The following is a 24,604-nucleotide window of genomic DNA, read 5'->3' on the forward strand; positions in this document are numbered from 1 at the left end:
GTGCGGAAAAAGTCCGCTGATTATTATCTTTCCCGGTAAACGCCTGCGTTAAAGGCGAAAGCAGCCATTTATCCTCGAAATGCATTCCAAGCCTTTGTTTTTGCGATTCATGACCCGACCTTTGCGCTTTGTCCTGAAAACGCTATATTTAACTTTTCATTTAGTATGATGGAGCTACACAAGGACAAAAGGTTACAGGGAGGTCATCAAGCATGAATGCGATTACAATCGTAATAGGCTCCATATGTATTTTGATGATTGCTTACAGAATTTACGGGACGTTTATGGCGGCGAAAGTGATGAAGCTGAACGATACGATTCCGACTCCGGCGCATACGTTAAACGACGGAAAAGATTATGTGCCGACGAACAAATGGGTCACCTTCGGCCATCACTTTGCGGCCATTGCGGCTGCAGGACCGCTTGTCGGTCCGATACTCGCGGCGCAATTCGGCTATTTGCCCGGCTTGCTGTGGCTGTTGATCGGAGCCGTAATCGGCGGAGCGGTCCATGATGCCGTCGTGCTGTTCGCATCGATGCGCAAAAAAGGCAAATCCCTCTCCGAAGTGGCCAAAGAGGAGCTCGGACCGGTGGCAGGCTTTTGTACCGGACTTGCGATGCTGTTTATCATTACGATTACGATGGCCGGTTTGTCCATGGTTGTTCTGCACGCTTTGGAGAACAACCCGTGGGGCACGTTCGCCGTAGGCATTACGATTCCGATCGCGATGGGCGTAGGCCTTCTCTATAAGAAAACAGGCAATTTGAAAATGGCTTCCACGATCGGCTTTATCCTTCTTATGATCGGCGTATTCGTAGGGCCGTCGATTCAAGGCACCGTTATCGGCGATTGGCTGACGCTCGAATCGAAGACGCTTGCGATTATTTTACCGATCTACGCCTTCTTCGCGGCGGCGCTGCCTGTTTGGCTCCTGCTTGCGCCTCGCGACTATTTGAGCAGCTTTATGAAAATCGGTGTATTCATCGCCTTGATCATCGGTGTTTTCATTATCAATCCGAGCATTCCGTTTCCGGCCTTCACGGAGTTCGTGAGCGGCGGCGGTCCGGTTTTGCCGGGTCCCGTATGGCCCTTTATTTCGATAACGATCGCTTGCGGAGCGATATCCGGCTTCCATGCCTTCGTCGGCTCGGGGACGACGCCGAAAATGCTGAACCGCTGGAGCGACATTAAAGTAGTAGGCTTCGGCGCCATGCTTGTCGAATGTCTTGTCGGGATTATGGCTTTGATCGCCGCAACTGCGCTGCAGCCGGCCGACTATTTTGCCATCAACTCCAAACCGGAGGTATTTCAGACCTTGGGAATGAGCGTCGTCAACCTGCCTCAGCTCAGCCAGGAAATCGGCTTGAATCTGGAAGGCAGAACGGGCGGAGCCGTTACGCTGGCGGTCGGGATGACGTATATTTTCACGAAAATACCTTGGTTCAGCAAGCTCGCGCCGTACTTTTTCCAATTCGTCATCATGTTCGAAGCTGTATTCATTCTGACGGCGATCGACGCGGGTACCCGCACCGCACGTTATTTGATCCAGGATTTCTTCGGGGAATTGTACAAGCCGCTCAAAAAAGTGGATTGGATGCCGGGCACGATTTTTGCCAGCGCGCTTGCCTGCTTGATGTGGGGATACTTGCTCAACTCGGGCGATATCGGTTCGGTGTGGACGCTGTTCGGCGTATCCAATCAGCTGATGGCTTCGATCGGCCTCATCGTCGGGGCAACCGTCATCTTGAAGGTCGCGGACAAGAGACGTTATATGCTCACCTGTCTGATTCCGCTCGCTTACTTGTTCGTTACGGTTAACTACGCGGGATATTGGATGGTGAAGAACGTTTATTTGAATTCCAGCGCGGCAGGCTACAACGTCTTGAACGGCGTGTTGTCCATCGTTATGCTTGCGCTTGGTATGATCATTATGATCGCGGCAATCAAAAAATGGATCGAGCTGCTGAACGCGCCGCGCGTTCGACTCGAGGCTATGACGAATTAGTCGGATTGGCGGTAATGCTGCTGAGAATGCTGGAAGTCGAAGAATAAAGCCGGAATTAATAACGCGCTGTGGCGGTCATTGGGCCGAACAAGCCATTCGCGACCTGAGTGTGCGGATGTTCGTCATAGGTACGGAAGGCAATTCGTATGGGCCAGATCGGGAAAAATCTTTTGTGCCAAAAATAATGCTCCGCCGCAACCGGCGGAGCATTATTTTTTCAGCTGCGATGCCTTGATTTTATCAACGTAATGCTTCATAATGACATCCCCATTATACAATGTCATCAATTCCTGACGATATGCGGGCCAATGCTCTCCGGATTTCTCCGAGAAGAGCATTTTCAACTGAAGCTCGTTCTGTTTGGCTCGCATCGATTCAACATTCACCGTGAACGGCGGGGTCAAGGTTGTGCCGACGCCTTCATGGGTCGGTAATGCAGCCAGTGCTTGAATAATCGTTTTGTCCCGCTCGGTTAACCGCGGATCGATAACGGTAAGTCCGAGAACTTCGGGTGCGTCCGGCGTGAAGAAGCTCCATATTTTTAGAAAATCTCCATGGGCTTTCTCATTCTTCGCGATTTCTGCTGGAATGAGCGTAATCCGGTTTCCCTCCCGTGTATAATGCTTGCCTTCGACGCCATAATGCGTCAACAGGAAGCCTTCCTCGCCCGATAGCCAGTCAAGAATGCTCGCCGTCTTCATTAATTTATTAGGCTCGGCGCCTGCCGTATTGTTGGAGAAGACGAACGGGTATCCTGCAGACATCGCTACGCGAAGCGGTGTGTTACCGAACGGGTTAAACGGCACCCATTCGGCAGACGGATCAATGGAGCGGCTTCTCGTCTGCAAGCTGTTCGGATTTGAATCGAGGGCGAAATCAGCCGAATCTCCCAATACGACCCCCGCTTTGCCCTGGATGGCCTTATTCAACTGTTGTTTGGGCGAGTTCATAAACCAATCCGGGTCAACCAATCCATCGTTGATCACCTTCGCGATATCGGTAACGGTCTGCCCGATGCGAATATCCGTCTGCATGTCGACCAGTTTGCCTTCCTCGTAATAAGCTGGATAAAGTAGTCCGTTCCGGATATATTCCGGCCATTCCAGCGAGATGCTCGTCCCGTTGCCGGCCGTTGTGAAGCCGTACGTGTCGGCGAAGCCGTTGCCGTCGGGGTCACGGAACGTAAACGCCCTTAATGCATTCAGGTACTCCTCGTACGTTTGCGGAATACCGAGACCAAGCCGTTCCAGCCAGTCCTTGCGAATATAATAAGCGCGGTACGATTTTCGGTCGTATGGGATCGGCGCACGGGCAAATTTGTTGTGCACCTGATATTCGCGCAGTTCCTTCTCCGACATCCAGTATTTGAAATAGTTCGGCATTGTCGAAGGATTAACATAATAGGTCATGTCCGCCAGCACGTTGTCAAGCGTATATTTGGCGCCGCCGTCGGGGCTGATGTTCAGCCACATGTCCGGAGGATTGTTTGCGGCCAGTCTGGCGGCTATGGCAGCGGTATAATCATCGCCAGGCGGCATGACCGTGACTTCCAGATTGACGTCAAACTTATTCTCAATCGTTTGTTTGACGAAATCCATATCCGGTTCAGGTAGATGTGATGCAAGCGGTCCACCAACAAAGAAGCGCAAGGTAAGCCTATTTGTGGAAGCGCCTTCTTTTTTCGTCCCGGTACCCTTTTCGCTCGACCACCCGCTAAGGATCACGAAATAGACGACTGCGAGGAACAGAACCGCGATAACGACGATTCCGATTCGGATTCCTTTCACATGTATTCCTCCATAACGATTTGGTAGTTACCCCCATGGTAATCGTTTATGTTGCTGAAAGATAGCGCTAATTTGATAACGTTCCGTTGCAACGAGACTTTTCTATTTTGAAGCGGGATATTGAAGGCTGTTTACAGGACATGTATTTACTTGGATAATAAAGACAAACCGGGCAACGGCCCGAACAGTGGGAATGACAGGTGATTCGATGCGGAAAAATTGGTTTTACAGACTGCTGCTCTCCTATTTGCCGGTATTTTTTATTATTTGCCTGAGTCTGTTGTTGATGACGTATTTGACGATCAGCGAGATGTCCAAACGCTCGGCGAACAAAGCCAACGAGGCGCTTTCGCATAATGTGATGCAACTGATAGACGACGCGCTGGCAGGAATCGATTCGTTGATGTTGAAGGAAATTCAGTCCAATGGGCGATTGCAGCTTTTTTATGCCGAACAGCCTGCGGATGAACGCCAATATGCGGATGTACAAGCAGCAAGCGCCATTAAGGAACTGACGGCGAACAATCCGCTGATCGACTCGATCTATTTGTACCGGCTAGCCGATCAGACCGTGTTGACCTCATCCATGATAACGAAACTGGATACGTTCGCCGATAAGCAGTACCTCGGTCGCACCGTCAGCACCAAGATACCGTACGCCTGGACGTTAAGAAGCTATCCGCAACCGGAGCAAGGCGCTTCCAAGCCGGAGGAGAAAATAATCAGCTTGGCGAAAATCGCTAATCTGTCTGATTACAGTACGATGGTCGTCAATATCCGGCCGGAGCGGTTGCGCTTGCTTATGCAAAGTATGGTGTATACACAAACGACCTTCGTGGAGGTGCGTGACCGGGCGGGACGGCTCATTGTATCTACGGATGGGGGCGGCAGCACCGATACCGGACTTGAGCCAGCGAAGAGTTTTCGCAGCAAAACGCTGTCCGAGGCGCATTCCGAACTAACTGGTTGGACGTTCAGAAGCGGGAATCACGGAGAAGTGATCGCCGAATTCGTTTCTTCCTTGTTTTATATATGGATGGCGCTTGGTTGTCTCATCGTGCTTGCCGGTTTGGCATGGCTGATCTACGTGTCGAGGCGAAATTACAAACCGATTCGATCGCTCATGAACCGCATCTCGAATGTTCGGCCGGTTTCAGCGGAAGACGCACGGACGGGCAAAGTAGACGAGTTCCAGCTTATCGAATCGGCCATAGAAGGCTTGCTTGACGAATCGAATATGCTTCAGGAGCAGCATCAGAAAAATATGGTGTACCGCAAACGTTATTTGTTTCTGAGCATGATGGAGGGAGCGGCGGGTACTCGGCCGAAGACCGGGCTGGCAGAGCTGGAGCAAATGGGGGTCGTCCTTCCCGTGACGGAAACGGCCGTTGCCTTGGCAGAAATCGATCACTATGTGGAGTTCGAACGCCAATATAAGAACGATCAGCATTTGTTGAAGCATGTGCTTAGCAAGGTTGTGCAGGAAATGGCGGAAACGAAGCCTTATACGGTATGGACCGAATGGATCGATCGTTGTCGGATGGCAATTTTGGTCATATACAGCGGGCAGGAAAAAGCTGAGTGGGAAACGGTCGAGTTCTGCGAGGCGCTTCGTCAGTGGGTAGAGGAAAATCTCGATTTTACCGTTACGATCGGCATCGGCAGCCATATCGAAGATATGGATCACGTCTCTCAATCGTTCCGCGAAGCGATTGCCGCCACAGGTTTTAAATCGTCGCTTGGCTATAACCGCATCATCGAACCGGCTCACGTCATTTCCAAACCGAAAGGCGAATTGTTCAGACAGCTGCAGTGCATTCGCTCCATCAGCCAATCGTTTCGCGCGGGGGAAAAGAAGTGGGAGACGCATTACGAGGAGATGTACGAAGGGATACGGGATCAACTGTATGCGTACGAAGATTTGGCCGGCCTGATGAACGTGCTGATCGGGCATTTGCAGAAGGAAATGGCCGAATTGCCGGAGGAATTGCATCAAGTATGGCAGGAATCCACGCATGACAAGCTGTTGGCGGCACTGGAGCAGAAAGAAACGCTGGATGAAATATATGGGGAGTTCCGTGCGATTTTGCAGGAAGCTTTCGAACAGCTGAGCGAGCTTCGCGAAAGCAAGTCCACGCACCAGCTTGTCCATCAGGTGAAGCGTTACATCGGAGAAAATTACCATAATCCAGATTTGTCACTGATGCATCTGACCGACGAATTTGGCTTGAACGCCAAATATGTGAGCCGGGTATTCCGCGAAGCGTTTGGTGTCAAATTTGTCGAATACGTAACCGCGGTTCGGATGGAGCAGGCGATGCAACGATTGCTCGAAACGGAAGGAACGATTCAGGAAATCGGCCAATCGGTTGGCTATGAACAATCGCTAACGTTCATTCGCGTGTTCAAGAAATATACCGGCACGACCCCCGGCCAATACCGGAAGATGAAGACATTGCCTGAAACCGACTAGACACGCCCTAACGGTTCAGGCTTTTCTTATGCGCAGATCCGGGCTTCCGGACAAAAAATCTACCAGTGACAAAACGTCTATCCTTTGCCAAACGGTGCTTTGTTCCTTTTTGTCTAGGGCGTCCGAATGGTCTATTTACGCGGTTTCGGCGATCGTGATACGTTTTTCGTGCAAGTCAATCACAGTCAGGGAGGAATACGCATTGAGACAAAAGATGAAAAAATGGGGGTTGTCAACGGCCAGCCTGTTGCTGGTTGCTTCTGTAACCGCTTGCGGCAGCAATGACCCGAACCCGACAAGCAGCGCCAAACCGGTGAACAAGAGTTCGCCGGATGCAAGCCCATCCAACGTTTACCCCGAAAACGGACTTCCGAAAGATCAGAAAGTAACGCTGAAGTTCGGTTATTGGGAAAACGGTAATGGCAGGGAGTGGATCGATTATGCGATGGATACATTCAAGAAGAAGTTTCCGAACGTAAGCTTCGACACGACGTATTCGCCGAAAATCGATACGATTACAAATACGAAAATAACTGCAGGCAACGATGACGACATGTTCGATATTTTCTCGACTTCCTTACCCAGAGGGATGGCCCAAAGCTTGGTGGAAGCGGGCAAGATTGAGCCGCAGGATGATCTGTGGGAACATAAAGCTTACGACAAAGGGAAAACGTTGAAAGAGCTTCAATCGGGTGTTTATGAGGCGGCAGCAACCATTTCGGGGAAAATGTACGCGGTTCCGTTTGCTCAAAGTGTTACCGGCCTTTTCTACAATAAAACACTGTTCGAGACAAATGGATGGAACCAAAATCCGAAGACATGGAAGGAATTCACAGATCTTGTCGATACGATCAAGGCGGCGGGAGTAATCCCGATTACTTACCCGGGCAAATATCCGGATTATATCCGCTTTGCCTTCGGCGTTCCTAAGCAACTTGAGCTAGCCGAAATCAATGGGAACCTGAAAGCGGTCGAAACGTTGTATCGAAATTATGAGCTGCCTTTCTATACGTCCCCGGAAAGCCTGGAAGTGTACAAGCGGATTTACGAGCTCGGTCAGAAGAAAGCGTTTCCGGACGGAGTAGCCGCATTGACACATACGCAATCGCAGATGCAGCTGCTGCAAGGGCAAGCCGCGCTAGCCTCGACCGGTGAATGGGTGCAGAACGAAATGAAGGATTCGATCCCGGATGGTTTCAAGTGGGGCTTCATGCTGGCGCCGATGGGCGATAAGCCGGAAAGCACGAAATATTATCAAAGTTACGCCAACGGAGGCCATCATATTTGGGCGGCGAAGCCCGATTTGAACAAGAAGTGGGCGAAAGAGTTTATCGTCTGGATGTGGAACCTTGATATACAGCAGCGATTGGCGGAGAAAGCGGGATCACTTCCGGTTCGCAGCGATTTCATGAGCGAGGCGGCGTTGGTCGAAAAGCTCCAGGATGCGCCGAAGGCTGTGCTGCAATATATGAAAAACAACGCGATCAAAGGTACAAGCACCGCGCGAAGCGTTACACGGAGCGATCCTGACGCCACGAATGCGGAAAAACTGATGTTGGATTCGATAAACGATATTGCGTCCGGCAAGTTGGACGCTCAGCTAAAGTTGAAAGAGGCCGAGGAATTGCTGAAGAAATCGATTGGGGCGAAGAAGTAAGTCGACGCAAACACTTTCGAGCAACATTCGAGCACACTGCGGAGCGCTGAACGCATCGGCGTTCCGCGAATACTATGAGGGGGCGACATCATCATGAAAGAAATAAGGGTGCCTGCCGCCGATTCCGCCCTTCGCAGAAGCAGTTGGCAGCAGAAAGCCAGGTTTCAAAAACGATTGTTTATTTTGTTGGCTTTGACTCCTGCCCTTGGAGGATACATCTTGTTTACGCTGTACCCCAATGTGATGTCCGTGTATTACTCGCTGCTCCATTGGGATGGCATCCAAAAACCTGTTTTTGTCGGGTTGAACAATTTCAAGCAGCTTTTTCACGACGCTTACGTTTGGCGGGCGCTATGGCATAATCTGCTGTTTATGCTGACGATTCCTCCGCTTGTCGTCATCATTTCGCTGATTCTTGCTTATTTGCTGTCCAATAAAAGCTATCGGTTCAGTTCGGGATTAAAAGTGCTGTTTTTTTTCCCGAATGTGCTTTCCACGGTTGTCGTTTCTTTATTATGGGCCTTCATCTATGACGGAAGCTTCGGCTTGCTGAATGCCATGCTCCGGTTGGTCGGACTTGATGTCGGGAATTGGTATTGGCTGGGCGAGAAAGAAACCGCGCTGTGGGCGCTCATTCCTCCGTCTGTCTGGGGAGGGGTTGGATTCTATTTCGTTATTTTCATGAATGCCATGAGCACGATTCCGAAATCGCTGTATGAATCGGCGGTGCTCGAAGGGGCGAGTCATATGACCCGGCTATTTCGGATTACGTTTCCGTTGATGATGCCGATCATTCGTGTCTCCGCTATTTTCATGATGCTCGGCATATTTAAAGGCTTCGAAAATGTGCTGGTTATGACCAACGGCGGACCGTCAGGCTCGACAGATGTAATCGGACTTTATATGTTCAATATCGCGTTCGGTGACAGCACACGCAATTATGGTTACGCATCGGCGATCGGTATGCTGTTGTTCGTTATTCTTGTACTGGCGAAGCTGATCATCGACAAATTCACGGCGAATCGGGAAGCCGAATACTAGGAAGGAGAAGCAGCCGTGAGAGAGAGAAGAACGATCATCGATGCAGGTTGGATACTCCTCCTTCTGATCTGGTCGGTAACGATCCTGTTTCCGTTGATTTGGGTGTTCTATGAATCGCTCAGAACGAATCAGGAATTTTTCCAGGACGTATGGAAGCTTCCGAGTGAGCTGAAATGGTCGAATTATCGCAAAGCATGGGAAGCGTACGGCATTGGGCGCGCGATGTTGAATACGGTTTATTATGTCGGCGCAAGCTTGGCGATTGGTACGTTTCTGACCGCGATTAACGCTTATGTACTGACTCGGCTGGAGTTTCGCGGGAGAAAGCTGGTATGGGGTCTCATCATGCTGTCTTTGTTTCTGCCGGGGATTAATGCGCTGGTGCCGCAGTATATTCTAATGCGGGATTTGCACTTGACCAACAGTCTTACGGGGCTTGTCATTCTGGACAGCTTAAGCGAAAGCGCGTTTTATTTAATGATGCTGGCCGGATTTATTCAATCGCTTCCGAAGGAGCTTGAGGAAAGTGCGTCGATTGACGGGGCGTCGATTTTTCAAACTTTTTTCCGGATCATTATGCCATTGTCGACCGCCGGCATTGTGACGGTGGCGATCTTCAAGTTTCTCGGTTTGTACAACAGTTTTCTCGGGCCGTTTATTTATTTGAGCGATCCCAAGAAGTATACGATCGGGGTGGCGATGTACCAGGCAAACATGATTATGCAATACAAAACAGATTGGGTCACGTTATTCGCAGGACTTGTCATTACGATGGTTCCCCTGGTTCTTATGTATATATTCCTGCAGCGCTCGATCATGGAGGGAGCAACCATGGGAGCTGTGAAGGGATAATCAGGAAACGACCGAATGTTGAGGAGGATAAGGAGATATGTTGATACAAGTCAACCGAAGGATTGGAAGTCTGTTGGCCAAGCTTCTGGTTATTGTTCTGTTTGTTTCCGTCTTGCAGTTGAACGGATGGACTCCTGTCAAAGCGGTTCAAGCCCAAATGCAGCTTCACGATATCGAATCATCCTATGCGAAGCAGGAAATCGAGGAATTGGTCGCGGCCGGCATCATTTCCGGCTACGAGGACGGCAGCTTCGCGCCGGCCAATCCGATCACGCGCGGCGAAATTGCCAAGATTATTGTCTCCATGCTGAAGCTGGAGCCAAAGCCTGAGAAGGCCGGCAACTTCCAGGATGTAGCGGAAGACAGCTGGTATCGCGGCTACGTCGGGGCACTCGTTGACGCCGGCATCACGCAGGGCGTCTCAGAAACAGCTTTCTCCCCCAATTCGAATGTGACGAGGGAGGAAATGATCGTGCTCTTTATCCGCGCTTTCGGCTTGGAAGAGAAAGCGCTTCAATGGAAGTCGGATGTTACCTGGTCCGATGCGGAGCAGATTTCTGGATGGGCTAGAGCGTACATCGATTTCGGTTATCGGATCGGCTTCGTGCAAGGCATCGCCAATTCGGACGGCTCCCTTCGTTTCGATCCGGGAAGCCGTGCCGAACGGCAGGCTATCGCCCGGCTTGCTTTTGAATTCGTTTCCAAGCTGCAGGATTTTCTGACGAAAGCCCTGGAAGTCTTGCCTGCGGAGACGCCATCCGCAATGCCGACTACAACACCGTCTGCGTCACCAACTCCAGCACCGACTACGTCGCCGACGACGGAACCGACTACGTCGCCAGCGACGGAACCGACTATGTCGCCGACAACGGAACCGACTACGTCGCCGACGACGGAACCGACTACGTCGCCGACAACGGAACCAACGTCGACGCCAACATCGACACCAACATCAGAACCGACGACGTCGCCGGAGCCGCCTCTTGAGCTTGGCAGCATAGCCGGTCTTGTAGCCGATACGGCCAGCGCGCCGCTTGCAGGAGCCAACGTCCAGGTGACGGGGACCTCCCTATCGGCTGTAACAGATAGCGCAGGCGCTTATGCCATTCACAATGTGCCTGTCGGCAGTCACACGGTTACCGTAACGAAGACGGCGTATGCCCCCTACCAGTCGAGTTCCTTCCAGGTTACGGACGGCGGAACGGCGGCCGTTAACGTTACCCTTGAACGTATGCCGGACCTGAGTATTGTGGAGAATGGCCAGGCACAATCGCTCATTATCGTGGAGCCAAGCGCAGATAATCAAACAAAAGCTGCAGCGAATAAATTAGCCGCGTATGTCAAGAAGTCGACAAATGACGTTCTGCCAGTCTTAACGACGACGGAGCTGAGCCAGTCCGGCAATCTGTATGACAATAAGGTCCGTATCTATGTAGGAACGAAAGCTCCTCAGACACAAGCCGCAATAACGAATGAGCTGCAAGGAATGGCGGATCATGGGTTTGTGCTGTGGCCACATGAGCAGTCGATTTCTATTATCGGGCCGACAGCTTGGGGTACGGAGTTTGGCGTTGACGAATTCCTGGAACGTTATGTGGGCGTTCGTTGGTTGTTGCCTGGACCTGACGGCGAGGATGTGCCGCTGACAACAAACCTGGCCGTTCCCTTTGAACCGGTAAAAGATGAACCAGATGCCATTTCCCGACATTTCTTCGGGATGCATTTCAGTGCTACTGTCGATTGGGCAAGAGATAATCGCATACAGCAAACGATTAATTTCCACCATAACATGAACGTCCTGTTTGATCCCGTTGTTTTTGCCGATCACCCGGAATATTATCCGAACGGGGTGCTGCCTACTCATGCTTACAACTGGCAGCCATGTTTTACGAATGAGACGGCACAAGCGGCGATCGCGAGAATTATCCAATATTTTAATCAAAATCCTAATGAGGTATCCTACTCGCTAGGTATTAATGACGGAGTGGATAATTTTTGTGAATCCAACCCGAATCACCCCAATTATCCAGGGAAGACGAACTCTATGGGTGCACTGAATATGTCGGACATCTATTATCCCTGGGTGAATCAAGTAGCTGAAGGCGTTTTGGCTGTACATCCGGATAAATATTTTGGATTGCTGGCCTACTTGAATGTGTATGACCCGCCAACCGTTCCGCTGAATCCTCGTGTCATTCCGTTTATCACGGATGATCGCATGACTTGGGTATTGCCGGAGAACGAGACGACCGGTAAAGGACAGACCGCGCTCTGGGAAGCGAAGGCGACAAATATTGGATTCTATGAATATTTATATGGGGCGTCGTACAATCTGCCTCGTATGTACATGCAACAAATGGCGGAAAACTACAAATACGCTCAAGACCATAAGGTGATCGCTCATGTCGCGGAGCTGTATCCGAACTTCGGGGAAGGTCCGAAACCGTGGGTATCGGCCAAATTGCAATGGAATCCGAACCTCGATGTCAACGAATTGGAAGATGAATGGTACGAACGAGCGGTAGGCACGGCAGCGGCCCCCTATTTGAAGCAGTATTATGAATATTGGGAAACGTTCTGGACGACGCGCATCTTCCAGTCGAGCTGGTATCAGGCATGGGTAAACGCGGCGAACAAACGAAATTACCTGAATGTGTTCGAGCACAGCTATCTGGAAATCGTGACGAAGGAAGACATAGCCGAGAGCCGTCGCCTGCTGGAACTGGCCGTTGCCAATGCCGGGGCAGGCAAGCAGAAGACGCGTGCCCAACTGCTCCTCCGCGCATTTGAATACTATGAAGCCTCGGCGCTGAGTTATACGAAAAAAGGAACGATCAACACGCCTGCGGACGAGCAAGCGGCGATGGCGATGCTGGACGATATTGAAAAAAGCTACGCGATGGCGAAAAAACGGAAAAACTTGCTTGTCGAATTCGCCGGTCATCCCGTTCTCGACAGACCGCTGAAAGAAGACGCTTACGCCGGCGTATGGGATGGCGTGCAAAGAACGCTTATTGATGCCGTACAGCGTTATGTCAATACGGAGCCGGCGAACGGAAACGTAAGACCGCGTTTCTACAGCATATTGAGCGGACTTGACTCTTATAGCAACCTTACGGCATCAGCGGTCCGAACAACGGCCAGCCAAGCAACGATTTTGCAATCGCTCGATTTCAGTCAAGGACCGTGGACGGCGGCGATTCCCTTCTCCGAGTTTTCCGTCATGGGCTCCAAGGCTGCCGCGCCTGTAGAGACGAAAGTGTACTTGTTGTGGGATAACGAAAACCTGTATGTCGGGTATGAAAACTTTGACAGTGAAGTGCTGACGAACAAATTGATTAAGAGCACCGAGGCGCCGAATAACTGGTGGAAGAGCGGTCAGGACGATTCCGTGGAAACGTATGTGACAGGTGATACGACAAGCTACAAAGGATTTTTCACCAATCCGAATGCCGTTAAGTTTGTCTACAAGAAGGGTCCGACGCCTGATCTGGATACGCAGTGGCAAGCAAGCGCCCAAATTGGTACGGACCGCTGGAATACCATTCAGGTCATTCCATTCTCCAGCATAGGCGTGAATCCGGCGCAGACCAATACCCTGAAGGGCTTCTTCTTCCGGGCTTATCACGGGTCCACCAAATTTTTAGGCTGGGACGGCGGAGCGCCGTGGAAGGATGACAGCTTCAGACCCATTCATCTTGTAGAGCCGACCAATTATTTGCAAAATTCATCGTTTGAGCTAGGCAATCCGCAAAACCCTAGTGAAATCACACTCCCGTGGAGATACTCGGGAGCTGCTGTCACACAGCGTACGTATGAATACGCGCATACAGGCGAATACAGCCTTGTGACAAGCGGAGTCGATGAAGGTGCGGGACCTTATCAGTATACCGGGGTGATTACACCGGGCAAGTATAAAGCCGTCCTGTACTACTACTTGCCGACGGATGCCACTACGCCAGGCTCGATCCAACTCTGGACCAATATAATCAAATCCGGAGGAGGGAAAATTGCCGATGTGCGAACCGACATTGTACCTTTCTTCTGGGCGAAAGGACAATGGAGGAAGCTGGAGTATATTTTCGAGGTTAAGTCTACTTATAACGGGGTAGCGCCTTATCTGTTGCAGCCTTGTGTAGTGATCAGAGACTTCAAGACGACCACCAGACTATATATCGATGATTTCTCCTTATATAAGCTGGCGAACTAAGCTTTAAGCGGTTTGCGGTCATGCTCATCTCCCTATTCCATTAGGGGGATGGGCTTTTTTTGTTTTCACAATTCCCTAGGGTGTTCAGACATGCCCTAAGGATACCTGACGGTTCCATAAGGATTAAACCGGCTTCTGGTTCTTATCGGATTATAGACGGTACCTTTCCGTCTGAAATAAGGTGAGGACATATTCGCATAGAGAGGGGGGAGATCGTCATGAGTTTTACAAGCGGAAGCCGTCTGTTCAAAAACCGGTGGATATACGCGATGCTGCTTCCGGGCGTCGTTTATTTTGCCGTCTTTAAATATTTACCGATGTGGGGCGTGCTGATCGCTTTTCAGGATTACCAGCCGTTTCTCGGATTTTTGAACAGTCCATGGGTGGGGATGAAGCATTTTGAACGTTTTTTTGCGGAACCGGCTTTCTGGATGTTGTTTCGGAATACGCTGTTGATGGCTTTGTACAATTTGCTTTTTTTCTTTCCGCTGCCCATTCTGATCGCTTTATTACTGAACGAATTGCGCAGTAAGTGGTTCAAGAATGTCGTTCAATCTTTTCTTTATGTGCCCCATTTCATTTCTTGGGTGGTTGTCGTCGGAATCGCGTATATCTTCTTCACCACGGAAGGCGGATTAATAAACGAGCTGATCGTTTCGCTTGGAGGAAGCAAAATCAGTTTTCTGATGAGTCAGGAATGGTTTCGTCCGCTGATTGTTTCCGAGATGATTTGGAAGGAGACAGGGTGGGGGACGATTATTTTTCTGGCCGCATTGGCCGGGGTGGACATGCAATTGTACGAAGCGGCGCGGATCGACGGCGCAGGCCGTTTCCGGCAAATCTGGCATGTGACGCTGCCGGCTATACGCACTACGATCGTGATTCTGTTGATTCTGAGGCTAGGTCATTTTCTGGATACCGGATTCGAACAAATCTATTTGATGATGAATGCGATGAATCGCGAGGTTGCGGAGGTATTCGATACATATGTGTATAACGCCGGTATTTTGCAGGGCCAGTTTAGCTACACGACGGCAGTCGGTTTGTTTAAATCTGTGGTCGGATTGATTTTAGTCGTATCCGCGAACCATTTGGCCCGAAAAGCCGGTGAAGAAGGCATTTATTGAAGAAGAAGAGAAATAAGGTGAAAACGTAATGAGGAAAGGTTCTGCTTGGGGGAGCCGGTTGTTCGACGGCTTTACGATCATTTTTTTGTCAGCGGCGGCGGTAATCACGATCATTCCGTTTCTGTATTTGATCGCCGGTTCGTTTACAACATCGGAGGAACTGCTGCGAAAGGGATTCGTTCTGTTTCCGACGAAGTTCTCGCTCGATGCGTACCGGTACATTTTCTCAACGGCTACGATTGTGAAGGGCTTGAGCGTGACCATTTTCATCACATTAACAGGGACTCTCATCAATTTGGTATTTACCGTGTTAATGGCCTATGCCCTGGCGCGCAAAGATTTGGACGGCCGCCGGCCGGTCATGCTGATGGTCGTATTCTCGATGCTGTTCAGCGGCGGCATCATTCCCACATTCCTTGTCGTCAAGGAGCTGGGACTTCTGGACAGCTATTTCGCTTTATTTTTGCCGGGTGCGATCAATGCGTTCAATCTCATCGTTCTGAAAAACTTTTTTCAACAGCTTCCCGAAGGACTGGAGGAAGCCGCTAAAATCGACGGGTGCCATGATGTCGGCATTTTGCTGCGAATCGTTCTGCCGCTATCCATGCCGGCGATCGCAACATTCGCTTTGTTTTATGCGGTCGATCATTGGAATTCGTTCTTTAACGCCATTCTGTACATCAACGATTCGGGCAAATGGCCGATACAAGTATGGCTGCGCCAAATCGTCATTCTCTCGCAAGGCGGAGTAGGGGATTCTACGCAATTCGACGCCGGGTTTATCGTCCCTCCGCCGCAAACGATCAAAATGGCTGTTATCGTCGTATCCACGCTGCCGATTCTGCTCGTTTACCCTTTTTTGCAAAAGCATTTTGCCAAGGGTGTTCTTCTGGGTTCCATTAAAGGTTAGAATGAAAAAATAGGGAGGATAAAAGAAATGAACTGGGGAAAAAAGAGCCGATTTACCATTTTGTTGACGATGATGGCGGCTGGGGCAAGCGTATTTGCGGGATGCTCGGACAAACCGGCAGCGACTTCATCGCCGGCGCCGACGTCCGAAGGGGATACCGGAACAAGCGAACCCGCTAAAGATATTTTGGAAATCACGATGATGAATCTATTGGTGAATCCGGAGCCGCCGAAAGCGGACAACCCTACATTGAAAGCCATTGAGGAATATACGCAGACGAAGCTCGAGGTTACTTGGGTTCCCGATGCCGCATACATTGATAAGATGAATGCGACGCTTGCCTCCAGTTCCCTTCCCAAGGTGTTGATGGTTGGCGACACGAAAGCGCCTTCTATCATCTCCTCCATACGTTCCGGAATGTTTTGGGAAATTGGTCCTTACTTGAAAGATTATCCGAACATCAGCAAGATGAATCAGCAAGTATTCAACAATATCGCCCTTGACGGCAAATTATACGGAATATACCGCGCCCGCCCGATTGCCCGAAACGGGCTCGTTTTTCGCCAGGATTGGCTGGATAAGCTAGGGCTGCAGCAGCCGAAAACGGCGGATGATCTTTATGCGGTGTTGCAGGCTTTTACGAAAAAGGATCCGGATGGCAACGGGAAAGACGATACATTCGGCATGGCGCTGGATAAAAATTTCGTGATCGGCGGCCATATGAAGAACTTCCAGTCATGGTTCGGCGCGCCGAACGGCTGGGAGGTTAAGGACGGCAAGGTTACCCCGGATTTTATGACCGAAGCGTACATGGATACCTTGAATTTCGTGCGCAAGCTGTTTAACGAAAAGCTGATTAATACGGACTTCCCGGTTGCTCCGGCAGCGCAGGATTTCATCAACCAAGGTAAGGCCGGCCTTACCCCTTGGTGTCTTTGTTCGATTGACGGTCCGGCTTTTGCAGACCTGTATAAAGCGAATCCGGATGCCAAGCTCGATATGGTGAACAAGCTGACAGGTCCGAAAGGTGACCGCACTCCCGCGGATCCGGGATATTTGGGCGTATTCATGTTCCCGAAATCAAGCGTCAAAACGGAAAATGAATTGAAGCGGATTCTCCAGTTTTTCGATAAAATGGCGGATGAGAAGATGAATTTCTTGCTAGACTACGGAATTGAGGGAAAACATTACAAGACGGATAATGGAAAGCCGGTTATTATTGACAAAGCCTTGTACGATCGCGAGGTAAATCTCTATAAACAGCTGAAAATAGCGGATTCCTCGCTTAATGCTTTCGGAAGCGAAGTCGATAAGAAAAGGGCTCGTTTCTACGAGGAGAATGAGAGGTTTGCCGTCCCGAATCCTACCTATCCGCTTGTGTCCCCGACGATGGCCGAAAAAGGAAACGATCTGAACAAAATCGTTACGGACGCGGCTACGAAATACATTTTCGGAGAGTTGGACGAAGCCGCTTGGAATAAAGCGATCGAGCAGTGGAGGAAAAGCGGCGGCGACAAAGTGATGGAAGAGTATGCGGCGGAATACGCCAAGTCGCAAAAACCTTAATACCTGGTAAGCCGGAGCAAGGGAGTCGAGAGACTCCCTTCAGGTTGTTTGGGCATTCAAAATGATCACTGGGGTGGATAGTCGTGGGAGCGAGCAGGTCAACAAGTAAAGGGTTTTTCTCCAGATATCTCGTCAGGCTGTTGTTGCTGAGCCTTTTTTTAGGGTTGTTTCCCGTTATGCTGCTAGGCGGATTCGCCTACTGGAAATCCGCGGATATAGCTAAACATAAAGTGATAGACGGTACTGCGAACGCTCTTAAGCAGAACGAACTTCGGTTGGAGCAGCTTTTGAAAACGGTGGACAACACGACAACCCAGTTTGCTACCTCTCCCCTAATCTATGAAGCCAAGGACAAGCAGCTCGTTTATTCCCAATTCCAACTATTCGATAGTTTGCGAGTCGGCATGCACAACCTCCAGACGTTCGACAACGGGATACAGGATGTTATGTTGGTCAATCTCAAGAATGATTGGCTGGTCAGCAACGATTTGATGAAACCGTTTCAACAGACGGACAATACCGATGCAATCTTACAGCACATAAGCATGCCGTTAGCATCCCAGTGGATCAAAGAAACGGAGAATGATCGGTTAATCCCGGGCAGTTCTTTTCAAGAAGGCGTTAATCTGGTCAAAAAATTACCAATCAATTCGGCGGATCCCTGGGGCCTGCTGATTACGAAAATTCCGGCCAACGAGTTGAAGAAAAGCTTGTTCCTCAGCAACCCCGCAGAGCGAATCCTTATACTCGATGAACAGGATCGCGTCGTCGTTGACAGCAGTACAAGCGGAGAAGGGCTGGAAGCGCTGCTTGTCGGGGTTCATGGGGTTCTGCAGCCGACGCAGTTGCAAAGCGGTTTTGAAACAGTCGAAATCGCCCATTCGCAAATAGGAGTCACGTATCAAAAATCCGCCTACAACGCTTGGACATACCTTTCGCTCATCCCTGTTCAAGAAATTACTAAGGACTCCAGAGTCATAGGCTGGATTACGCTGCTGATTTGCCTTTTGCTTGTCGCGATCGTGCTTCTTATTTCCTTCATGGCTTCGTTCGGCATGTATGCTCCGATCCGGACACTCTATAATTCTGCGGCAAAGCTGGACGAAAGCCCGCCGGAATCGAACGATTCCAAAGATGAATTTCAATATATCGGCGAGCGGCTGCATCGTTACCAGAAGACGCAATTGCGCATGGAGGATGAAAGGAAGCGATATTTGCAGCAGGTCAAAGAGCTGTTTGTTATGCATTTGTGTCAAGGAAAGCTTTCGAAACGGGATATCGATGAGAGCGATTTGTCGGCGGATTTCATGTTTCAGGCCGAACTGCGCGTTCTTTCCCTTCGAGTGGATACGTTCGAAGGGACTCCTTATCGGGAGCAGGACCGGCAGCTGTTGTTATTTGCCGTGTCGAATATTGTCGGCGAGCTTGTTCCTCCCTATCGGCGGTTGAGCCCAGTTGTGATCGATCAATACCAGATTTGCGTGATAGGATCCGATCGAAACGATCCGGAAACGGCCAAAAGCGAGCTTTTGCAGTTAGCTGAGCATGTTCAGCTGACGATTATGGAAGTATTGAGCTTGAAAACCAGTATCGGGATAAGCAGGCCTTACCAGACATTGGAGGGAACGTCAAACGCTTATGACGAAAGCCTGGAAGCTTTGCAGTATACGCTCATGATCGGTCAGGAATCCGTCTTGTTTATTGATGATGTCAGACCGCATGGCCAGTCGCAGCAGGCTTTTCCGGATCGTATGGAGAGCGAATTGATCGACGCGGTCAAATTGGGGGATGCGGACAAAGCTTGCGGCTTGTTAAGCCGATTCATGAACGAGATTTCCAGTCCTCCTATCGATATACGAACGTACCAGCTTTCGCTGTTGCGTTTGTTTGCAGATTTGATTCGGCTTATGGAAACGCAAACGGAATCCGGCTTCGAACAAGCGATAGACGCTAAAACGAGTCTGGCCCAAATATTCGAACTTAAGACAAAAAAGGAAACGGAGCAATGGTTTCGGGAACTCCTGCGGACGATCATCGCCATGTTCGAAAGCGGCAGGGAAAGCCAGTTCAAAAACATTTCGGAGCGTATCGTTGCGATGATTCATGAATTTTATCATACGGACTTGACTCTCGAGGTTTGTTCCAAACGATTGAATTATCATGCCAACTATTTGAAGCGTGTGTTCCGTACGGAGACGGGAACCAATTTTAGCGAATACCTGATTCAATACCGGATGTCGATGGCGAAAAAATGGCTGATCGAAACGGATCTGAAAATTTCAGAAATTGCCGAAAAGGCAGGTTATAAAATTCCGCAAAATTTCATCCGTATATTCCGGAAAGCGGAAGGGCTAACCCCGGGGCAATACCGCGAGCAGTATGCCCATACGGGTAATACGCGAGTAGAGTAAGGACCGATCAGGAGAAAATCGCCAAAATTCGAGCCTCTAACGATACATATGGGTTCCCAAAAGATCATTGACGAGAATGGTTCCTTTCGGATTATGGACGGAACCTGAAAGGATGCCGTATGTTTTCGTCAAAGGAGGCATGTGTATTATGAAAACGCTTCAAAAAAAGACATGGCATATTTTCCTATTCTGAGAGGAGGAAGTTTCATTGTAGTTTCGTCAAAAAATAGTTGGTTCTATGACAACATTGTTCTTGCTGTCCATGATGTTCCTATATGTCCGCTATTAGGTTGGTTGCATCCAGAACAACATTTTGTGCGGTGTATTCGAATTAGACTTCTTTCTAAAATCAGGAAATGAAAGCGTTTGTATCGATCCATGTATGGGATCTACCGAATTGAGGAGGAGAGACAGGTTGAAAAACAAATTGATGCTGTGGACGTTGGCCTTAGTATTAGCCCTCGCTCCAATGATAGGCTTGGCTCGGAATGCCGATGCGCAAACACCGGACAGTCCGATTCTGAGTCAGATCAATGCGGTATTGCTATTGCTGGAACAGTTGGTCGCATCCGGCGACGTGCGGGATCCATTGTCCAAGCAGCTTGAAAACAGCTTGCAGCAAGCCAAACATCAGTTGGAGAAAGGCTCGATCCAGCAGGCTGGCAAGAAGATAGACGATTTCCTGAAGCATCTTTCCAACAAGGGCATGCAGAAAAATATTACCGAAACCGCAAAAAATCTGCTGGAGGAAGCGGTCCAAACGATACGGAAAGGGGAGGAACCGAACCCAACGCCTTCACCAACGGCAAGTCCGACGCCGATACCAACCGCGGAGCCAACCGCGGAGCCAACTGCGACGCCAACGGCAACGCCAACCGCGGAGCCGTCCCCGACACCGGAGCCTACTCCTGAGCTTGGCAGCATAGCCGGTCTTGTAGCCGATGCGGCCAGCGCGCCGCTTGCAGGAGCTAACGTCCAGGTGACGGGTACCTCTCTATCGGCTATTACAGATAGCGCAGGCGCTTACGCGATTCACGATGTGCCTGCCGGCAGTCATACGGTTACCGCAACGAAAGCGGCATATGCCCCATTCCTATCGAGTCCCTTTCAGGTTACGAATGACGGAACAGCGGTCATTAACGTAACCCTTGAACATATGCCGGACTTCAATATTGTCGCGAATGGCCAGGCACAGTCGTTAATTGTCGTGGAACCTAACACAGATACGCAAATAAGAGCGGCAGCCAATAAGTTGGCCGCGTATATCAAGAAGTCGACAAATGCCGTTCTGCCGGTCTTGACGACGACAGAGCTGAGCCAGTCTGGCAATCTGTATGACAATAAGGTCCGTATTTATGTCGGAATGAAAGCTCCTCAGACAGAAACCGCGATTACGGGCGAAATGCAAGGATTGGCGGATCACGGGTTTGTGATGTGGCCACATGAGCAATCGATTTCTATTGTTGGGCCGACAGCTTGGGGTACGGAATATGGCGTGGACGAATTCCTGGAACGCTATGTGGGCGTTCGTTGGTTGCTGCCCGGACCTGATGGCGAGGATGTGCCGCTGACAACAAACTTGGCCGTTCCCTTTGAACCGGTAAAGGATGAACCAGCCGCCATTTCCCGGCACTTCTTCGGGATGGCTATTCATCTCGATTGGAAAAGAGATAATCGCATTCAAGAGACGATTAGTTTCCACCATAACATGAACGTCCTGTTTGATCCCGCTGTTTTTGCCGATCATCCGGAATATTATCCGAACGGGGTGCTGCCTACTCATGCTTACAACTGGCAGCCATGTTTTACGAATGAGACGGCTCAAGCGGCGATCGCAAGAATTATCCAGTATTTTAATCAAAATCCTGCTGCCAAATCCTACTCGCTAGGTATGAATGACAGCCAGAACTTTTGTGAGTCTTACCCAGATAACCCCAACTATACGGGACAAATAAACTCAATGGGTATGCTCAATATGTCAGACATCTATTATCCTTGGGTGAACCAAGTAGCTGAGGGTGTTTTGGCTGTACATCCGGATAAATATTTTGGATTGTTGGCTTACATGAATGTCTACGATCCGCCGACAGAGCAACTGAATTCTCACGTGATTCCCTACATTACAGATGATCGCATGACATGGGTAGTGCCGGCACACGAAACGGTCGGAAAAGGACTAACCGAACTCTGGGAGGCTAAGGCGACAAATTTGGGCTTCTATGAATATTTATATGGAGCGCCTTACAATGTACCTCGTATGTACATGCAGCAAATGGCGGACAACTATAAATACGCTCAAGATCACAAGGTGATCGCTCATGTCGCGGAGTTGTATCCGAACTTCGGAGAAGGCCCGAAACCGTGGATATCGGCTAAATTGCAATGGAATCCCAACCTGAATGTCGACGATTTGACGAACGAATGGGTGGAGCGGGCGGTAGGTGCGGCAGCAGCCCCTTATTTGAAGCAATATTATGCGTATTGGGAAACGTTTTGGACGACGCGTATCTTTCAGTCAAGCTGGTATCAGGCATGGCTCAACGCAGCGAACAAGCGAAATTTCTTGAATCTGTTCGATCACAGCTATCTGGAAATCGTAACGAAGGAAGACATGGCCGAGAGCCGTCGCCTGCTGGAACTGGCCGTTGCCAATGCCGGGCCAGGCAAGCAGAAGACACGTGCTCAGTTGCTCCTCCGTACGTTCGAATACTATGAAGCGTCGGCGCTAAGCTATCCGAAAAATGGAACGGTCAACACGCCTGCGAATGAGCAGGCTGCAATGGTGATGTTGGACGATATCGAGAAAAGCTACGCGATGGCGAAAAAACGGAAAAGCTTGTTGAACGAATTCACCGGTAATCTTATTCTCGACAGACCGCTCAAAGAAGACCTTTACACCGGTGCATGGGATGGCGTGCAGAGAAAGCTTATTGCTGCCGTGCAGCGGTATGTGGACACAGAGCCGGCAAACGGAAACGTAAGGCCGCGACTCTACAAGGTACTGGAGTATATGGATACCTCCATGAACCTTACCGCATCTGCGGTCCGAACAACGGCCAGCAAAGAGACCATTCTGCAATCGCTCGATTTCAGTCAAGGACCGTGGACGGCGGCACTTCCCTTCTCCGAGTTTACCGTTATGGGTTCCAATGCTGCCGCGCCTGTAGAGACGAAGGTGTACTTATTGTGGGATAACGAGAACCTGTATGTCGGGTATGAAAACTTCGACAGCGAGGTAACGACGAACAAATTGATTAAGAGCACCCAAGCGCCGAATAACTGGTGGCTGAGCGGCCAAGACGATTCCGTCGAAACCTATGTGACAGGAACAGGCGACGTAACATCAGGCTACAAAGGATTTTTCACGAATCCGAACGCCGTTAAGTTTACTTACAAGAAAACGGCTCCAAATACCGGCCCGGCACCGGATCTGGATACCCAATGGCAAGCAAGCGCCCAAATCGGTACCGACCGTTGGAATACGATTCAGGTCATTCCATTTTCCAGCATAGGCGTCGATCTGAATCAGACCAATACTCTGATGGGCTTCTTCTTCCGGGCTTATCACGGGTCCACTAAATTATTAGGATGGGGCGGCGGAGCGCCCTGGAAGGCTGATAGCTTCAGACCTGTTCATCTTGTAGAGCCTGCAAATTATTTGCAAAATTCATCGTTTGAGTTAGGGAATCCGCAAAAGCCTAATGAAATCACACTCCCGTGGAGATACTGGGGAACCACGGTCACACAGCGCACGTACGAATATGCGCATACAGGCACCTACAGCCTTGTGACGAGCGGAGTCGATCAAGCTGCCGGACCTTATCAGTATACCGGCGCGATCACGCCCGGCAAGTATAAAGCGATCCTGTACTACTATTTGCCAACGAGTGCAACTACATCAGGCTCGATTCAACTCTGGACCAATATTCTCCAATCCGGCGGAGGGAAGATTACCGATGTGCGAACCGGTAACGTGCCGTTCTCATGGGCCAAAGGACAGTGGAGGAAGCTGGATTATATTTTCGAGGTCAAGCCTGATTATAACGGAGTAGCACCCGCTCAGTTGCAAGTCTGTGTAACGATCAGAGACTTCAAAACGACCGATAGGCTTTATATCGATGATTTCTCCTTATATAAGCTGGCGGACTAGGTGTTAATTATAGCTGCTGAACAAGACTTGAATTGTACGTAAAGCATACTAAACAAAACCGTATCCTTTATCGGGTACGGTTTTGTTTTTTTTGTTTTTAATGGATTTCCGGTTCTCAGCTTTTACGAAAAAATTGGAAGTATGATCCAAATTTCGAAAGCGGTTATTTTTGTTTTCAAGACTTGCGATAGCAGTTTTTTTATCTATTTCCAATATTATACACCCTACCATGATCTTTTCGAGCCACCCGAAGCGCCCGTATCGCTCAGCGATAATTCTGTGTGGGGGCTTTAGCAGTTTACGGGCAGACCCGGAATGAACCGGGTTACTTATCGTTTCGATTGGGCGTTTGCCAAGGAATAGCATATAATGGAGGATAGGATGGACAAGCAGCCTGTGAAATAAGGCGGCATG

The 24,604-nt window shown here is 49.8% G+C and carries 12 protein-coding genes; 11 read left to right on the forward strand and 1 reads right to left on the reverse strand.

Annotated elements, in window-relative coordinates; translation table 11 throughout:
• Positions 1-212: 212 nt before the first annotated feature.
• On the forward strand, positions 213-2,006 hold the full coding sequence (gene cstA, locus DQG23_RS15045) for a carbon starvation protein CstA (protein WP_113031687.1): 1,794 nt from the start codon (positions 213-215) through the stop codon (positions 2,004-2,006).
• A 209-nt stretch (positions 2,007-2,215) separates the two neighbouring features.
• Here the strand turns inward: cstA and DQG23_RS15050 are convergent, their stop codons facing one another.
• Entirely contained in the window at positions 2,216-3,793 is a 1,578-nt protein-coding gene (locus tag DQG23_RS15050) for an extracellular solute-binding protein (RefSeq protein WP_113031688.1), read from the reverse strand.
• Between the two features lie 208 nt (positions 3,794-4,001).
• Between DQG23_RS15050 and DQG23_RS15055 the strand changes: the two genes are divergently transcribed.
• The 10 genes from DQG23_RS15055 (at position 4,002) to DQG23_RS15100 (ending at position 24,190) form a co-directional block, all read left to right on the forward strand.
• Positions 4,002-6,266 (forward strand): helix-turn-helix domain-containing protein, encoded by a 2,265-nt coding sequence (locus DQG23_RS15055; protein WP_158560524.1) that lies wholly within the window; start codon positions 4,002-4,004, stop codon positions 6,264-6,266.
• Positions 6,267-6,468: 202 nt separating this feature from the next.
• A complete protein-coding gene (locus tag DQG23_RS15060; protein WP_158560526.1) occupies positions 6,469-7,923 on the forward strand; it encodes an extracellular solute-binding protein in 1,455 nt (484 codons plus the stop codon).
• A 93-nt stretch (positions 7,924-8,016) separates the two neighbouring features.
• Positions 8,017-8,964, forward strand: a complete 948-nt coding sequence (locus tag DQG23_RS15065) for a carbohydrate ABC transporter permease (RefSeq protein ID WP_113031691.1) — start codon at positions 8,017-8,019, stop codon at positions 8,962-8,964.
• A gap of 15 nt (positions 8,965-8,979) precedes the next feature.
• On the forward strand, positions 8,980-9,816 hold the full coding sequence (locus tag DQG23_RS15070; RefSeq protein ID WP_113031692.1) for a carbohydrate ABC transporter permease: 837 nt from the start codon (positions 8,980-8,982) through the stop codon (positions 9,814-9,816).
• Positions 9,817-9,853: 37 nt separating this feature from the next.
• Complete coding sequence (locus DQG23_RS15075) at positions 9,854-14,026, forward strand: DUF4838 domain-containing protein (RefSeq protein WP_113031693.1); 4,173 nt, start codon at positions 9,854-9,856, stop codon at positions 14,024-14,026.
• 218 nt (positions 14,027-14,244) lie between these two features.
• A complete protein-coding gene (locus DQG23_RS15080) occupies positions 14,245-15,153 on the forward strand; it encodes an ABC transporter permease (RefSeq protein ID WP_113031694.1) in 909 nt (302 codons plus the stop codon).
• Between the two features lie 28 nt (positions 15,154-15,181).
• A complete protein-coding gene (locus DQG23_RS15085) occupies positions 15,182-16,063 on the forward strand; it encodes a carbohydrate ABC transporter permease (protein WP_113031695.1) in 882 nt (293 codons plus the stop codon).
• A gap of 27 nt (positions 16,064-16,090) precedes the next feature.
• Positions 16,091-17,629 (forward strand): extracellular solute-binding protein, encoded by a 1,539-nt coding sequence (locus DQG23_RS15090; protein WP_113031696.1) that lies wholly within the window; start codon positions 16,091-16,093, stop codon positions 17,627-17,629.
• Positions 17,630-17,712: 83 nt separating this feature from the next.
• Positions 17,713-20,040: a helix-turn-helix transcriptional regulator gene (locus DQG23_RS15095; RefSeq protein ID WP_113031697.1), complete on the forward strand. Its 2,328-nt coding sequence runs from the start codon at positions 17,713-17,715 to the stop codon at positions 20,038-20,040.
• Between the two features lie 415 nt (positions 20,041-20,455).
• Positions 20,456-24,190 carry a DUF4838 domain-containing protein gene (locus DQG23_RS15100; RefSeq protein WP_113031698.1) on the forward strand — a complete coding sequence of 1,245 codons (3,735 nt, stop codon included), beginning with the start codon at positions 20,456-20,458 and terminating at the stop codon, positions 24,188-24,190.
• Positions 24,191-24,604 lie beyond the last annotated feature (414 nt).

The sequence above is a fragment of the Paenibacillus contaminans genome (assembly GCF_003285015.1).
GTDB classification, from domain to species: Bacteria; Bacillota; Bacilli; order Paenibacillales; family NBRC-103111; genus Paenibacillus_V; species Paenibacillus_V contaminans.

Bases quoted from the DNA above. Each gene is read 5' to 3' on its own strand.
- DQG23_RS15080 (WP_113031694.1), top strand. From the start codon at position 14,245: ATGAGTTTTACAAGCGGAAGCCGTCTGTTCAAAAACCGGTGGATATAC.
- DQG23_RS15055 (WP_158560524.1), top strand. From the start codon at position 4,002: ATGCGGAAAAATTGGTTTTACAGACTGCTGCTCTCCTATTTGCCGGTA.
- DQG23_RS15075 (WP_113031693.1), top strand. From the start codon at position 9,854: ATGTTGATACAAGTCAACCGAAGGATTGGAAGTCTGTTGGCCAAGCTT.
- cstA (WP_113031687.1), top strand. From the start codon at position 213: ATGAATGCGATTACAATCGTAATAGGCTCCATATGTATTTTGATGATT.
- DQG23_RS15065 (WP_113031691.1), top strand. From the start codon at position 8,017: ATGAAAGAAATAAGGGTGCCTGCCGCCGATTCCGCCCTTCGCAGAAGC.
- DQG23_RS15090 (WP_113031696.1), top strand. From the start codon at position 16,091: ATGAACTGGGGAAAAAAGAGCCGATTTACCATTTTGTTGACGATGATG.
- DQG23_RS15085 (WP_113031695.1), top strand. From the start codon at position 15,182: ATGAGGAAAGGTTCTGCTTGGGGGAGCCGGTTGTTCGACGGCTTTACG.